Annotated in this window: 15 protein-coding genes and 2 tRNA genes; 7 read left to right on the forward strand and 10 right to left on the reverse strand. The window is 49.1% G+C overall.

Annotated elements, in window-relative coordinates; translation table 11 throughout:
- Positions 1 to 150: 150 nt before the first annotated feature.
- Positions 151 to 1,044 carry a 4-hydroxybenzoate solanesyltransferase gene (locus RIF25_RS08150; RefSeq protein ID WP_322878056.1) on the forward strand — a complete coding sequence of 298 codons (894 nt, stop codon included), beginning with the start codon at positions 151 to 153 and terminating at the stop codon, positions 1,042 to 1,044.
- 372 nt (positions 1,045 to 1,416) lie between these two features.
- Here the strand turns inward: RIF25_RS08150 and RIF25_RS08155 are convergent, their stop codons facing one another.
- Complete coding sequence (locus tag RIF25_RS08155) at positions 1,417 to 1,854, reverse strand: peroxiredoxin (protein ID WP_322878057.1); 438 nt, start codon at positions 1,852 to 1,854, stop codon at positions 1,417 to 1,419.
- Between the two features lie 183 nt (positions 1,855 to 2,037).
- Between RIF25_RS08155 and RIF25_RS08160 the strand changes: the two genes are divergently transcribed.
- Genes RIF25_RS08160 through RIF25_RS08170 form a run of 3 tightly spaced genes read left to right on the forward strand, consistent with a single transcriptional unit; the run spans position 2,038 to position 3,484 of the window.
- Positions 2,038 to 2,640 (forward strand): sigma-70 family RNA polymerase sigma factor, encoded by a 603-nt coding sequence (locus RIF25_RS08160; RefSeq protein ID WP_407682369.1) that lies wholly within the window; start codon positions 2,038 to 2,040, stop codon positions 2,638 to 2,640.
- Entirely contained in the window at positions 2,637 to 2,981 is a 345-nt protein-coding gene (locus tag RIF25_RS08165) for a hypothetical protein (protein WP_322878059.1), read from the forward strand. Before RIF25_RS08160 ends, RIF25_RS08165 begins: the two co-directional genes overlap by 4 nt.
- 29 nt (positions 2,982 to 3,010) lie before the next feature.
- Entirely contained in the window at positions 3,011 to 3,484 is a 474-nt protein-coding gene (locus tag RIF25_RS08170) for a Spy/CpxP family protein refolding chaperone (RefSeq protein ID WP_322878060.1), read from the forward strand.
- Between the two features lie 44 nt (positions 3,485 to 3,528).
- Here RIF25_RS08170 and RIF25_RS08175 read toward each other — a convergent pair.
- The 9 genes from RIF25_RS08175 to tpiA all read right to left on the reverse strand — a co-directional run bounded on the left by RIF25_RS08175 (position 3,529) and on the right by tpiA (position 12,687).
- Positions 3,529 to 3,609 (reverse strand) — tRNA-Leu (locus RIF25_RS08175).
- A 38-nt stretch (positions 3,610 to 3,647) separates the two neighbouring features.
- On the reverse strand, positions 3,648 to 5,903 hold the full coding sequence (locus RIF25_RS08180; protein ID WP_407682366.1) for a transglutaminase TgpA family protein: 2,256 nt from the start codon (positions 5,901 to 5,903) through the stop codon (positions 3,648 to 3,650).
- A gap of 84 nt (positions 5,904 to 5,987) precedes the next feature.
- Entirely contained in the window at positions 5,988 to 6,653 is a 666-nt protein-coding gene (locus RIF25_RS08185; protein WP_322878062.1) for a histidine phosphatase family protein, read from the reverse strand.
- A gap of 50 nt (positions 6,654 to 6,703) precedes the next feature.
- Complete coding sequence (locus RIF25_RS08190) at positions 6,704 to 7,771, reverse strand: type I restriction endonuclease (RefSeq protein ID WP_322878063.1); 1,068 nt, start codon at positions 7,769 to 7,771, stop codon at positions 6,704 to 6,706.
- Positions 7,772 to 8,585: 814 nt separating this feature from the next.
- A complete protein-coding gene (locus RIF25_RS08195; RefSeq protein ID WP_015125075.1) occupies positions 8,586 to 8,771 on the reverse strand; it encodes an NblA/ycf18 family protein in 186 nt (61 codons plus the stop codon).
- Positions 8,772 to 9,035: 264 nt separating this feature from the next.
- The gene (locus tag RIF25_RS08200; protein WP_322878064.1) at positions 9,036 to 9,752 is read right to left on the reverse strand and encodes a Stp1/IreP family PP2C-type Ser/Thr phosphatase; all 717 of its coding nucleotides are present in this window, start codon (positions 9,750 to 9,752) and stop codon (positions 9,036 to 9,038) included.
- Between the two features lie 57 nt (positions 9,753 to 9,809).
- Entirely contained in the window at positions 9,810 to 11,486 is a 1,677-nt protein-coding gene (locus tag RIF25_RS08205; RefSeq protein WP_407682370.1) for an ABC1 kinase family protein, read from the reverse strand.
- A 100-nt stretch (positions 11,487 to 11,586) separates the two neighbouring features.
- A complete protein-coding gene (locus RIF25_RS08210) occupies positions 11,587 to 11,889 on the reverse strand; it encodes a DUF6825 family protein (RefSeq protein WP_015125078.1) in 303 nt (100 codons plus the stop codon).
- Positions 11,890 to 11,955: 66 nt separating this feature from the next.
- Positions 11,956 to 12,687 carry a triose-phosphate isomerase gene (gene tpiA / locus RIF25_RS08215; protein ID WP_322878066.1) on the reverse strand — a complete coding sequence of 244 codons (732 nt, stop codon included), beginning with the start codon at positions 12,685 to 12,687 and terminating at the stop codon, positions 11,956 to 11,958.
- Positions 12,688 to 12,914: 227 nt separating this feature from the next.
- On the opposite strand from tpiA, the gene hisB reads away from it, so the two are divergent.
- The 3 genes from hisB to RIF25_RS08230 all read left to right on the forward strand — a co-directional run bounded on the left by hisB (position 12,915) and on the right by RIF25_RS08230 (position 14,812).
- Entirely contained in the window at positions 12,915 to 13,517 is a 603-nt protein-coding gene (gene hisB, locus RIF25_RS08220) for an imidazoleglycerol-phosphate dehydratase HisB (RefSeq protein WP_322878067.1), read from the forward strand.
- 90 nt (positions 13,518 to 13,607) lie between these two features.
- Positions 13,608 to 13,679: transfer RNA gene (locus RIF25_RS08225), tRNA-Gly, on the forward strand.
- A 113-nt stretch (positions 13,680 to 13,792) separates the two neighbouring features.
- The gene (locus tag RIF25_RS08230) at positions 13,793 to 14,812 is read left to right on the forward strand and encodes an ABC transporter ATP-binding protein (protein ID WP_322878068.1); all 1,020 of its coding nucleotides are present in this window, start codon (positions 13,793 to 13,795) and stop codon (positions 14,810 to 14,812) included.
- Positions 14,813 to 14,867 lie beyond the last annotated feature (55 nt).

A 14,867-nucleotide genomic window follows, 5' to 3' on the forward strand; every position in this document is an offset into this window, starting at 1 on the left:
AGTTACACGCTCCGATGACGGGGCCTTTAGAACCGCGGTAAATTCAGCTTAAAATTTGTTTACAGACCTGATGGCGGCTGGCCTGAGTGCGGAACCGATGGCCGAGGCTCTTGGGGTTGGTTGGCTCTCTAGTTTTGTGGCGGTGACATTGTGCTGGATACTTCCCCGGCCCCAACAAAACCCTCTTCCACTTGGGCGGCAATATTTAAGCTTTTGCGTTGGGATAAACCCGCCGGCCGCTTGATTTTGATGATTCCGGCTCTATGGGCAGCTGTGTTGGCCAGTCGAGGCTTACCGCCCCTGGGTTTAGTTCTCATTATTGTGATTGGAACTTTTGCCACCAGTGGGGCCGGTTGTGTGGTCAATGATCTTTGGGATCGGGATATAGACCCCCATGTGCAACGGACAAAACAACGGCCCTTGGCAAGTCGGCGGCTTTCGGTTTTGGTTGGTCTGGTTGTGGCGGCGGTGGCCTTCGGGCTGGCCTGGGGGGTGGCTTTGTATTTAAATCCCCTCAGTTTTTGGTTGGCGGTGGCAGCTGTGCCGGTGATTATTGGTTATCCCCTCGCCAAACGGGTTTTCCCTGTCCCCCAATTAGTGTTGTCTTTGGCCTGGGGGTTTGCCGTCTTGATCAGTTGGGCGGCGGTGACGGGGACTTTAGAAATTGCCACGGGTTTACTGTGGGCGGCGGTCGTGGCCTGGACGATGGGTTTTGACACGGTCTATGCCTTGGCGGATCGGGAAGATGATCGGCGCTTGGGTATTAACAGCAGTGCTTTGTTCTTTGGCTCCCAGGCCCCCAATGCGATTGCTGGATTTTATGGCTTGACCGTCCTATTTTTAGGCATCTTGGGTTGGACAAGGGGCCTGGGCTGGGGGTTTGGGCTAACTTTGGCGATTGCTACTTATTTTTGGCTCAAGCAATATCTGCAATTGCGCTACCCCCAATTACCTGCCCAACGCTATGGGGAGTTCTTTAGTGAAAATGTCTGGATTGGCTTTCTACTCTTGGCGGGAATGTTCTCAGCCTGTGCCTTGGCCTAAAATCAATCACCCTATAGTTATTGCCCAGGAATTATTGTTCAGGGCTGGGGTTTCGGCCTTGGAACGCAGAAACAGAGGGTCAGGCAGTTAGCCCTAGTTAAAAAAACAGGCAGATCAGAAACCTAACTTAAAGTAGATTTCCAATCTGTCCAAAAGTTAAACTCCGAGCTATGGCGTTACGCAGACTGTTTTGAGAGAGTAGAACCGTTAAAAAGACTGACCATCAAGTATTTTCTAAATTGTCCCCATCTCGCCCTAAATGAGTAATCCTATAGCCAGGATAACAACCCGACTTTTGGGAAGTTCCCTCAGGCAAGCGTAACAATTCCCCCAATGTCTAGGTTTGTCGCCCTTCGATTAATGTCCCTGGGCCTAGTATCCCAAGTCCTTGAGAATATCCGTGGCGTGGGTATCGGTCTTGACGCTGGTATAAACATGGCTAATAGTACCCGTGCTGTCAATGACATAGGTAACTCGCTTGGCATAGCCGCCGCCATCCACGTCATAGGCCGTCATGATGGACTTGTTAACATCGGCTAGTAAGGGAAAGGGAAGGTTAAACTTTTCCGTGAATTTTTGATGGGAAGCCTCATCGTCACCACTGACCCCCAAGACGACAATATCTTTACCCTGATAGGCAGAGTAATTATCCCGAAAACTACAGGCCTCTTTGGTGCAGCCTGGCGTATCATCCTTGGGATAGAAATAAAGAATTACCGTTTTACCGGCAAAGTCGCTTAAGGAGACGGTATGACCCTGAGTATCTTTGGTTGTGAAGGCCGGGGCAGGAGTCCCAACGGTTAATGCCATAGGAGAAATATCCTTGAAATGATCACCTCTCTTAGTGTGCCGCACTTTGGGAATTTCCTCAGAGCAGATTCCTGGGCCAGGGCTAAGGATCAGCCTCACTACGCACCATTAGACCCCCAATGAACCAAACTGGCGGTGAACCAGTCTTGATCTTATGTAGGCTTTGATGAGGCAACCCGCTTGATCAACACCAGGCCCCAGGTTAACCCTGGCCCAGTTGAGGATTGTTTACGAGAACCAGCCGTGGTAGATGCCGATGGGGAGATTATTGTCGCGATTTTGGCGGGCCAACCATCTCGATTTCGGCTCCTATATCGGCGGCATCAGCAACGGGTGCGCTCCTTGCTCTTTCAACTCTGTGGCCCCTCGGCTCTGGATGACTTGGTGCAAGAAGTGTTTTTACGGGTCTGGAAAGGTTTACCTCGTATGGAACGCCGGGCTAAATTCACGACTTGGCTCTATCGGATTACCTGTAATGTGGCCAGTGACTTTCGCCGCCAGGCCGGGAAACGCCGCCAACAAGCTGAAACGCTCCAATACGAGGCTCACACTCTCGCCCCGGCCCCAGATTTGTTGGAACTCCATTACCAGGATTTGGTGCAGCGGGGCCTGGCCGTGTTGAAGGTAGATCAACGGACTGTCCTAGTCCTCCACGATTTGGAAGGGTTAGCCCAAAAAGAAGTCTCAGAAATTTTGCGGATCCCGGTGGGGACTGTGAAATCTCGCCTATTCCATGCCCGCCAGAACCTGCGCCAGTTCCTATACCAGGAGGGAATTGCCCTATGATGCCCCCCGAAGATTCCCACTCATCCCAGTTGAGTCAATTTCTGCACCGCCATCGGCCCGTCCCTCCCCCCGCCCTAGGTGATTTGGAAACCCAGATTATGGGACAAGTCCTCAGGGAAGCTCAAACTAGCAAAGGGCAACGGGTCTGGCTCTGGGGTCTGTTGAGTTTGCTGCTTGTGGGCAGTGGGGGCCTGGTAATGACTCAACTGCTCCGCCCACAGGCTCTAACAGCGAGCGAACTTTCCGAGTTGGATCTCTATGTGGCAGAGCGTTGGGAATCTCTGTTCAGCACCGCTGAAGAATCCATGCCCACTACAGTTTTTAGTTCATCTTTGGACTAATCATGTTTATATTTTATGAGGACATTCTTATGTGGAAAAAAAACACATCTCTTTGGGTCTTGGCAGCTATTTTAGCTATTCCTGGGACTAGTCTCATTCCCGCCTTTGCCCAGGACAGTTCACCCTCTCCCGTGATTCCTAATCGCCCAAACCGACCAAATCGCCCGAACTTGAACTTGACCCCTGAACAAGCGAGTCGTATGCAGGCTGTCCGGGAGAAGTATAAAGGGCAGATGACCCAAGCTCGGGAACAGTTAAAACAAGCTCGGACGGAACTGCGTCAACTAATGGTGAATGGTGCATCTGAAAGCCAGGCCCGGGCTAAGTTTCAACAGGTACAACAGCTAGAAAGCAAAATGTCAGAGTTGCGCTTCCAAACCATGCTGGAAATTAATGCTATTCTTACCCCCTCCCAACGGCAACAACTGGCCAGCCAAATGGAGCAACGGACAGGGAGGAATCGTCCCCAACGGTTGGAGGGGCAACCGGAGCAGGGAATGTAGAATTCAGAACTGAACTAGAGTCCCTTCTAAGTTGGGTTTGGTAATGCGGATGGCGAGACTCGAACTCGCAAGGCAAAGCCACACGCCCCTCAAACGTGCGCGTATACCAATTCCGCCACATCCGCATTCAAGGCATTTTCTAGCATACCGCAAATCCCCGCTTCTACCTCCATTGCCGAAGATTCCGCCGTTTGACTTGCCGCCATGTCCGGTAGAGTTTGGGTAGATTGGCCATCTGTTGTCCGTACCGCCAGGCCAGGTATGCACGGGTAATCTCCCTCAGGGCGGCTTGGAGAGTTAGCTGTACCCTTGGCGGTGTGGGCTGAGATTCTAGGGTTGCTAAATATTCCCAGGGGGTTTGACTGGGGCGTTTGGGAAATCCCTGCATGGCCAACCAATCTAAAACCTCTTGGTATAAACGCTCCATCGGTGGCAGTTTGGCTAACCGTTGCCGATAGACCAGGCCCCGCCCACTTAACCAGAGCAACCAGGCCAAGACAACAACTCCCAGAACGACTAGACTTCCCTGTAGGACTCCGCCAATGCCCTCGGAAAATAGGCCCAAGAACCACCGCCAGGCCTGGTCAAGGAACGCAAATACACTGGCAAAAGCACCCGTCACGGGCGAAGGCAACCAACCCGCGACCCAATTCCAAAACTGTTGGAGAACCGTAAAGGTTTGATCCACTTCAATGGAGGCGGGGTAAAGCTCATGGCCGGGAATTGGGTCAAAGGTAAACCAGCCCTGGCCAGGAAAAAATACTTCCGTAAGGGCATAGGCATCGGTATTTTTCACAATGTATAGGCCCGTGAAGGGATTAAATTCCCCAGTTCCCAGTCCCGTTACTAGGCGCGCTGGAATTCCCAAACTCCGCACCATCAGGGTTAAAACGGTGGAGAAGTGATCGGGATACCCTCCTTGGGCGGCCAAGAATGTGGTGGCTAAATCTTCCCCAGGTTGCAGCGGCGGCAGTTCAGGCTGAATTGAATAGCCTTGTTTGAGGGCTTGGGTTAAAAAGAGAACCTGTTCATAGGGGTTTGTCCGTGGGGTTTCTGCTTTTGCTAACAGAGCTTCGGCCTGGGCTTGCAGTTGAGGGGCAATGGCGGTTGGGACTTGGAGATAGGCGGCGCGGATGGCCTTGCTATAGGTGGTGCTGGCCTGGCCCAAACGTGTCCGATCCCGAATGGGCACTTGGGAGATGACGCTATAGGTTAAGCCTTCCGGTAAGGTTAGGGGGGCCCGCAATCCACCTTCGGCATCATAGGCAATTTCTTGGGTCGGGAAAAAGACCTCCTGGGCCTGGGCCAAGTTGGGAATCAGATTACTAAACTCGGAGACAACAGTATAGGTTTGAATCACTTCCTTGGTATTGCCGAGGGGGTTCTGATGGGGGACAACAAACCGATATGACCAGGCCGGGCGTTGGAGGATTTCTGCCGCTTCATTCCGACTCATGCGCCACCCCTGACCGGTATATTGATCAAAGGCCATCACCCGCCAAAACCCTGGGGCCTGGGAGCGGACTCGCAAAATCTCCTTAGGGGTCAGGCTGCCCCGCAGATTTTGATTGATCTCACTGCCAAAGCCATAGTAAAAATCCGGGCTAAAGCGGACTTCCCCCAATTCTCCATTCACCCCATCTCCCCCTGGCCCGGCCCCTTGACCGCTGACGTAGCCGGGATTAGTGACATTGGCCTGGTTAAACTGCCCCTGGACATCAATGTTGGCACTGACGGGTAAATTGCGAATTTGATAGCCCGGTAAACGGGGTAAGACGGCAAAGACCACCATTCCCAGGCCCACCACTAGGGCAAGGGTAATGATCCATTGGCGGCCGACTTGGCGTATTTGTTTGCGGGAAACCCCCAAGCTTTGAATAGATTGAGTAATCAAGCCCAGACGCGACCGATAATCTAAAACAAGGACGGGCAATGCCACGGCCAAAAAAAGCAGTAAAAACACCCCAAAGAGCATCGTTTGGCTAAGGGTGGCCGCCACTCCAATCAAAATCAACCCAATCACCATTGAGTAGCCCAAATCTTTCCGGCGGGGTAGGTCAAAACTGTGGAGGACTTGCAGTTGAATCAGTAACTCGGTCAACAGCATCCGGGAGTCTTGGGCAAAGCGGGCTAATTGACCAATAAACAAGACCAAGGCCAGAATCATCCCCATGGCAATTAAGAACTTGGCCCCGATATTGGGTCGCCGCCGCATTCGCCAACTCCAGGCCCCACCCAACAGACTGAGGGGAACGGCCCAAAATGCATTACTGGTTTGGGCAGCAATATCTGTCGCTAAAATCCCAATTATCACTAAAACCTGGACGGACAAGCGCAACAGGAGGGACTCTTCCACCTCTACCGGCCTAGATTGGGGCAGTTTGGGTAATCTCAGGCTCAGGCTCTTAAGTCCAGACATGGCGAAAATTCTATCGGGCAGCAAATAGCTTTAGTATAGTGAACCGGCTTGGCATCACTACATCCCCGTTCCTCACCCTAAAATCTATCCAGGCCAATGGGGGGAAGCATTAAACTGGCGAATTTTCCAGAGGGCAGGGTTCAAAGGGCGGTTGGGATGATTGGCCCAGTCTAAATGGGGGATGGAGAGGTCTAACTCAAACCAGGCCGTGGGGGCAACCTGAATCTGCCAGACCTTATCGCATCCTAAAATCACGCTGAGGAGATATTGCAAAAAGCCAGCATGACTGACGAGCCAGAGGTGGTCTTGATCTTCAATTTGGGTTAAGAGGGTATGCCAAAGCCTTGCCGCCCGCTCATTGGTTTGGGTTGGAGTTTCGGCCTGGGGGATGGGGAGCCAATCTAGTTGGGATGTTAGTTGTTGACAGAGTTCAGGATAGGTTGCAGTAGCTTCGGCCCAGGTTAAGCCTGTAAAGATCCCTAGGTTGATCTCTCTTAAATTCTCAAGAGTTTGGCTGGGGGCCTGGGGATGGGGGGGCGTGGGTCTAGCGAGAATTTGGGCGGTTTGGCTGGCTCGTTGCAGGGGACTGGTTAAAATCTGGGTGGGTGGCGGGTAATGGGCCGATAAATAGGAACTCAGGGCCTGACTTTGCTGAATACCGATAGGGGTCAACGGGGGATCACTCCAACCCAGCATCCGACCCTCTGGATTTCCTTCAGCTTCACCGTGGCGGATCAAAATGAGTTTCATGAGCCAAGACATTACCTCTATCTATCATCGCTACTGATTTCTGATTATTTCTAACTTTGATAGATTTCAACGATTTTAGTTATCTCGTCAGCGTATTTGTATAAGTCAGTCAGGGCATCAATCGGGTGACGTACTTCCCTGCGATCCTGATCAAACGTAATGATGCTTTTCTGTTTAGTATTAAAACACAAGCGGCAAATTGGTTTACGGTTGTTGTCATCTAGTAGTATGCCCATATAGGATTTTGTATCTCGGTAAATAACCCGTTCAGGATCAAGAATCTTGGCAATAATTGCTCGAACAATACGAAATCCCTCTAACTCTTCTTCTGTGGTAATAATCTCACTCTTAACTTCTTCAGCCCCAATTTGGCTATCTTCAACAAGTTGCTTCTCTTCTTTTTGTAATGCTGAACGTAGCCGATCCTCTATCCTTTCATTAATAAACTGCTCAAAAGCCTTCTTGACAATCGGAGTAAACTGTTCTTTTGCCGTTGCAGTAAATCTATTGCCTAAATTAGCAGAAATGAAGAAAAACTTGACAAAATCTTCATCAGGACATTTAGATTCATATTGAGTGAATAGGTATTTTTTGATGGCTGATATATATTTTAATTCATTGGCAACGCTGAGTACCTGGTCTAGGTTGAAGTCATCTTTAGCTAATTTCTTGACTTCCTTGAGAGCAGGAGTTTTAGGATCACTTAAATCCAGTTCTAGAAATGGCTTAGAATCCATTTTATTTGGAGCTTCAAGATCCGAATAAAAATTATATTGAACTCCATTAGTTAAAATGGCAATGCGTGCGTTTGTGACTTGGAAATATCTAAAGAGTTGAGACATTTCTGCATGACTAAGGTCTGTATCAACTTTCTTACACTCGACTAGGAAGATAACTTCACCACCGTACATGACTGCATAATCTACTTTTTCGCCTTTTTTTGTTCCAACATCTGCTGTAAATTCTGGAATCACTTCGCGAGGATTGAAGATGTCATACCCTAATGCTGCAATAAAAGGCATGATCAGAGCGTTTTTTGTAGCTTCTTCAGTTTGTAAATGGACAACTAATTCAGGAATACGTTGAATTAAAGCCGCAATTTTCTCATCAAAGCTCATTATTCTCCCTCTTGCTTATATTTGATTAAGCGGAATATGTGATTCAGGTAACTTGTTCCTACCTTAAACAAGAAATAATCGAATGAACAGTCTCTTAATAAATTTTATCTAATTGTTGATTATTGAAATAAAAAAAATGAAATCTTGGTATTACTGATCTAGAAATAACACTTTATATTCACGAAAGTGAACTTGATTTTTTTCCTGCCTATATGGTGTCACCCTAATTTCAATCCTAGGATCATCATCTTTACCCACGCAATAGCAGGCAGATCATATGGGACTGGTAGATGGGGTAAGTCTCTCTGAATCAGTACACTCTTGGCCGCTTTCAGGCTAGACCCTGTGATCAATCTATATTCCTTAATGGCCTCGATCTTCTTTCTTTGTCGGACTAGCTCTAACAGGCGTTCGCGTTGGATACTTGAAAGCTCTAAGCTGGCCAACTCACTCCCATCCGGCTCGACCCGATTTAGATGAGTTGTATTCCGACTGAAGAAAAACGCTAAGCAGGCCAAATTCAGTACGAGTAAAACACCAACCCCAAAAATAGCCAAAAATAATTGTTAAAGTCACAGGACAAACTCCTGAAGGGATGAAAGGGTGAGGAGCAATATCCCGATTATGGAGTGGGGTCTTTCAGAACTGTATTACCATTAAAAGTCAAGAAAATTATGGAGTCGAATCTAAACATTAAAAATACTAAAAAAGTAAATACTCAATCAAGAGAAAGGTTCACCCCACATCCCCGGCCGGTGTCCCGTTTACGAGAATCCAGCCTGAGCCTTGAGGTTGACCTAAACAGTCCATAGAACTACGCCGCGCGCTTAATCAAAGAGCGAATGACGTTATCCTTCATCATCAACAGCCGTGAGGCCTGGAGCAATAATTCCTTAGCCTGTTGCTGAGTCATTTCGCCGACCTGTTCCTCCATCAGCCGCATTTGAAACTGCTGTTCAAAGGTAAGTTCGACACTGAGTTCGGGTAGCATTGAGTCCATAGTTATCTCCTCTGAGGACGTATTGCCAACTTGTATTACAAAGTGTAACAAATATATTGACAACGTTGCCACTTAATGGATAACACTCACCCCCTCGAGATTTTGTTCAAAATGAACATTTACTCAAAAAACTCAGGTGATTTCCTGGGAACTTGGTCGTTTTACGCCCGAAAGCCTTGAACTATCAGCAACGAAGCCGATTTATAAGAATTTCTTAAATCAAAATAAACTTTGCTTATCAACACCCCCATCAGTCCCCGTTATCTACAGGGTGATTAAAACAACGGTGATATTGTCTCTCCCCCCGCTGTCCTTAGCCGCATCCACGAGATTTTTGGCGGCCTCGGCTTGGTTTGGATCACTCAGATAAATTTCTAGGAGTTCTTCTGTAAGTTCTTCGGTTAAGCCATCAGAGCAGAGTAAAAATCGGTCTCCGGCCTGGACTTGAATCGGTTCAATATCCACCGTCATTAAGTCTTCCCGCCCGAGGCATTGGGAAAGGACGTGTCGCCAAGGATGATGTCGGGCTTGTTCGAGGGAAAGGGTTCCTAAACGCACGGCCTGGGCAATCCAGGTGTGGTCTTCGGTGACTTGGGCCAGTTTGTTATCCCGCCAATGATAGATGCGCGAGTCCCCCACATGGGCGCACCAGGCCCGCTCGCCATCTAACAGCAACACTACGGCCGTTGTGCCCATATCCGACTGTTCAACGTGATTTAGTTGTTCAGCCAAAATGGCCTGGTTAGCGGCGAAAAACGCATCTTTAAGGGTTTGAACCGGATCGAATGGCTGATGAGCTAAGTTCTTCTCTAAATGCTGACTAATTTTTTCAACTGCTAGCTGACTCGCCACTTCTCCCCCAATATAGCCACCCATGCCATCGGCCACAATAAAGAACCGTCCTTGGGGGTCATCTAACCAGAATGAGTCTTGATTGTTTTTGCGAACCAGCCCAGTATCCGTCAGCCCAATAAATTTCATCGTCTCAATGCGCTCACCTTTTCTTCATTAACCATAAACTGCGATCCTGGCATTAGACTAAAACATCCGGTCATATTTATCAATGCGTAACAACAGGCGAATATAGGCCACTGTCACCCAGGCCACCACTGCTGCGGCTAAAACGGCTAACCAGATCAATTGATTGACGACTAAGATGGTTGCAGCCAGGGTGAAACTCCCAATCAAGATTGTGTAATTCAGCCCCAAATTAATATTACTGATCCGCCGGAGAATCCGATCACTTTCCACGGAGCGTACCCGTAACCGCAAATCCCCACTTTCCAGCTTGTCTAAGGTATCTTCTAATCGGCGGGGTAACCCGAGGGCGGAATTTCCCATCTGAGCAGCTTGGCGACTCAATTCCGAGAGGAGATTATCATTATCGGAAAAATTACTATTGGTCATAAGTTGGGTGGCAAAAGGTTGAGCAACCTGCATAAAGTTAAAGTCCGGATCCAAGCCCTTGCCGACACCCTCTAGGGTGGAAAAGGCCCGCATCACAAAGGTAAAGGTGGCGGGAAATCGAAAGGGTTGGTCATAAGCAATTTCATATAAATCATCGCTAATCTTGGCCACAGACTGGACTTCAAAGGGCTGATCCATGAAATTATCCAGCATATACTGAATCGAACGGCGCACCGGGCCCATGTCATCCGTCGGCACTAAAGCTCCCAGTTCGACTAAGGACTGCACCACTTGGTCACCGTTGCGCTGGGCAATGCCCATGAAGGTTTTCAAGAGTTTGTCGCGAGTGACGGGCTGAACAGTCCCCATCATGCCAAAGTCATAGAAAATTAACTGCCCATTGGGACTGACGGCAATATTGCCTGGATGGGGATCTGCATGGAAAAAGCCATTGTCCAAAAGTTGATGGAGATAGGCCCTTGCCCCCAGTTGAGCTAAGATTTTCCGATCGAGTCCGGCAGCTTCGAGGGCTTCGTAGTGGCTAATTTTAATTCCTGGCATATATTCCAAAGCCAAGACTCGGGGGGAAGCATAGCGCCAATAGACCCGCGGCACCATCACCCAATCCATTTCCCGAAAATTCCGGCGAAAGGTATCGGCATTACGCCCTTCGTTGAGATAGTCAATTTCTTCGTAGAGGATACGGCAACACTCGTCATAAATGCCCATCCAGTCGCGCCCGCGCCCCCAACTGGGATGGTTTTGGAAGTAGCGGGCAATGCCTTTGAGAATGTCGAGGTCAATGGCAAATAACTGACGTAAGCCTGGCCGTTGGACTTTGACAACCACTTCTTCGCCAGATAGTAACTGCGCCTTATGAACTTGTCCTAAACTAGCTGCGGCCAGGGGAATCGGGTCGAAACTCCGAAAAAGTTCTGGGATGGTGCGGCCAAAATCCTCTTGGATGATCTGGGAGACCTGTTCGTAACTGAAGGCTGGGACTCGATCTTGAAGTTTGGAGAGTTCTTCTACATATTCTGCTGGAAACAGATCAGCTCGGGTTGAAAAGAGTTGACCGAGTTTAATAAAGGTGGGGCCAAGGTCTAAAAAGGTGTCTCGAATCCAAATGGCTTGCTTCCGTCTGCGGGTGGCGCGTTTTTCATCGCTCATGCCCCCCGGATAGCTCCAGGCCTGGCCCAGTCGCCACCGCCGAAAGAGAAACTGCCAAACAAAAGACCAAATATCGATGAACCGCCGTTTCCGGGAATATTTCTGCCGATTCCAGCGATAGGCTTTTTGGGTTGGCATTAGCCCGACAGTAGTTTCCGGCGGCACAGACACAGCAGTTCCTTCTTCTAGGGGCAGTGACTCCTGTTGCGAATTGTAACGAACTTCGGCGGCTGTCACATCAAGCTTGGCGGTAATTCAACAGGGCAGAACGTAAGCGGGCAATTTCGGCGCGTAATTCGTCAATGGTAGCTTGGAGGTCTTGGCTGGGTTCACTGCTGGGGCTGGTGGTGGCGACTTGGCTGGCGACGGTTTCGGCCCGTTCCATGACTTGCCCAGTAAATTGCCGTAACCGTTCCCGCTGTTCAGCATCAAATTTGCCTAGTTCACTGAGAATATCCGTTAGGCAGTGGGTGGCATTTTCCCGCAAAACTTCAGCCGCAGCCCGGCCGAGAAAAAACGCATGGAGGGGAGATTGACTCATGAATTTCCTATCACAACGCTCAAGGCAAACGCCCAAATTATAACCTGTTCCACCCGTTGGCTGCTTTTAGGCTCCCTCGTAATTGACAATGCGGGCAAAACTACTGGCCTGGAGACTGGCTCCCCCCACCAATGCGCCATTGATTTCCGGTTGAGCCATAATTTGGTCGATGTTTTGAGGATTGACGGAGCCACCGTATTGGATGGTGACTTCGGGATTGGTTAACTGGCTACGAATCATGCTAATGACTCGATTGGCCTCGGTATCAGCGCAGGTATCCCCTGTCCCAATGGCCCAGATTGGTTCATAGGCAATGACGAGGTTGGTTTGATCAATGCCCTGTAGGCCAATTTCAAGCTGGCTCATAATATGGGTTTCGGTTTCGCCAGCATCCCGTTGAGCTTTACTTTCGCCCACACAAAGAATTGGGGTTAAGCCATGGGCCTGGGCGGCTTTCAGGCGTTGATTGACGGTGGTATCAGTTTCGCCAAAATATTGCCGCCGTTCGCTGTGGCCGATGACGACATACCGCACACCAATTTCAGTGAGCATTGGGGCGGAAATCTCCCCCGTAAACGCGCCTTGGTCTTGCCAGTGGACATTTTGCGCCCCTAGCTGCACCCGGCTGCCATGGAGATTTTTGGATAAACAGAGCAAATCGGTAAACGGGACACAGAGGAGGACTTGACGGGTTTCGGGGGTGATATCTAAGGAAGGTAAAAATTCATGTAAAAACTCGACCGCCTCGGCCTGGGTTTTATACATTTTCCAATTACCAGCAATAATAGTCCTAGGCACTGACGTTTACTATCCTGAAAAATAACGTTAACGAATGTTCCCGTAATCCCAAATCAAGATCTATCAGGCTTAATTCGGGTTAGTTTTCGGGATTTGTGTAGAATTAGTTTACGCTGTTGTGGTGTTCTTTTCCTAATAATTTTTGTAGCTTTACCTGTTTCTCCTACCCCCTTATGTATCCCGAACTTCAATCCCATTCAGGGCCATCTCATCTTGATTCCCAAGTGATGTCCCCTCCTCGCCAGGCGATGGTAGAGCGAAAAACTGGGGAAACCGAGGTCACGGTTAACTTGAACTTAGACGGAACAGGTCGGGCTGAGAATCAGACGGGGATTCCCTTTTTAGACCATATGCTGGATCAACTTGCCTCCCATGGCCTGGTGGATGTGAGTGTTGCCGCAACGGGGGATATCCAGATTGATGACCACCATACAAACGAAGATGTGGGGATTACCCTTGGCCTGGCCTTGGATCGGGCGTTGGGAGATCGGCGGGGAATTCAGCGATTTGGCCATTTTGTTGCGCCCTTGGATGAAGCCTTGGTTGAGGTGGTCATGGACTTTTCCGGGCGGCCCCATTTGACCTATTGCCTGGAGATTCCAACCCAGCGGGTCGGCAGCTATGATACTCAACTGGTACGAGAATTTTTCGTGGCGGTTGTCACCCAGGCCCGGCTCACGCTCCACATCCGCCAATTAGATGGGATTAACTCTCACCACATTATTGAAGCCACATTCAAGGCCTTTGCCCGAGCCTTACGTATGGCAGTTGCTCCTGACCCGCGTCGCTTACAGGCCATTCCTAGTTCTAAAGGGATTATTCAAGCTTAGGTGAGGTTAGGTAGGAAACCCAAAAGGGAATCCCCAAAACTCAGGGCCTGTGATATTCTAGAAGTCCCAATGGTGCAGTGCCATTTCAGTGCGGGTGTAATTCAGTGGTAGAATGCAAGCTTCCCAAGCTTGACGTCGTGGGTTCGAGTCCCATCGCCCGCTTTTTGCATTTACTTTTTTGCAACTTTAACTCTGCTTAAACCTAAGTTTTGCACGTAAAATTACACCGGTCTCAAAAAGTCGGGACAATGGTAGGGAAGGGAGTAGGAATAATTATGACTGCTGCGGTGCGGGTTGAACATCTAAAGAAATCCTATGGGGCTGTCCAGGCCTGTCGGGATGTCACCTTTAGGATTGAACCTGGGGAAATTTTTGGCCTCTTGGGGCCGAATGGGGCGGGTAAAACAACGACTTTACGCTGCTTATCTACGCTCACCCAGGCCGATGCGGGGATTTTAGAAATCGCGGGGACAGATGTGGGTCAATGTCCTAAATTAGTTCGGCAAAAACTCGGCTATGTGGCTCAAGAGGTGGCATTAGATAAAGTCTTGACAGGGCGGGAACTTCTGCAACTCCAGGCCGCGATTTATCATTTACCGTCTGCTCAAATTGCCCCGCGAATTGACAAAATCGTTGATGTCCTAGGCCTGGGGGAATGGATTGACCGCAAATGTGGCACTTACTCTGGTGGGATTCGGAAACGTTTAGACCTTGCCGCTGGCCTGTTGCACCAACCCCAAGTTTTAATTTTAGATGAGCCAACTGTGGGCCTAGATATTGAAAGTCGAGTCGTAATTTGGGATTTTCTGCGTCAACTACGCCAAGAGGGAATTACGGTATTACTCACAAGTCATTACCTAGAAGAAGTGGATTTATTAGCTGATCGGGTTGCAATTATTGATCAGGGAAAAGTGATTGCTTCGGACACACCCCAGGCCCTCAAGGATCAAGTGGGTGGCGAACGGATTACCTTAAGGATTCGAGAGTTTACATCCGAGCAAGAAGCGAATCAGGCCAAGGAGCTTTTACAAGGCCTGGATGTTGTGCAAACCGTAATTATCAATACAGCCCAAGGAAACTCTCTCAACTTGGTCGTTCAATCTAATTCCAACGCCCTCAGCGCGATTCAAACTCGATTGAGTGAGGCAAATCTCCCTACTTTTGGCATCGCCCAGGCCCGTCCCAGTTTAGATGATGTGTATTTGGCGGCAACGGGGAAAACTCTCATGGATGCTGAATTGGCAGCAGTCGGGAAACGGGATGAGAAAAAAGAACGGAAACAAAATATGCGTTGAACTGTGTCGTAATTATAATTGTCATGGCAATATGAAACAAGTTTAATTTCATGAA

The sequence above is a fragment of the Pseudocalidococcus azoricus BACA0444 genome (assembly GCF_031729055.1).
Lineage (GTDB): Bacteria > Cyanobacteriota > Cyanobacteriia > Thermosynechococcales > Thermosynechococcaceae > Pseudocalidococcus > Pseudocalidococcus azoricus.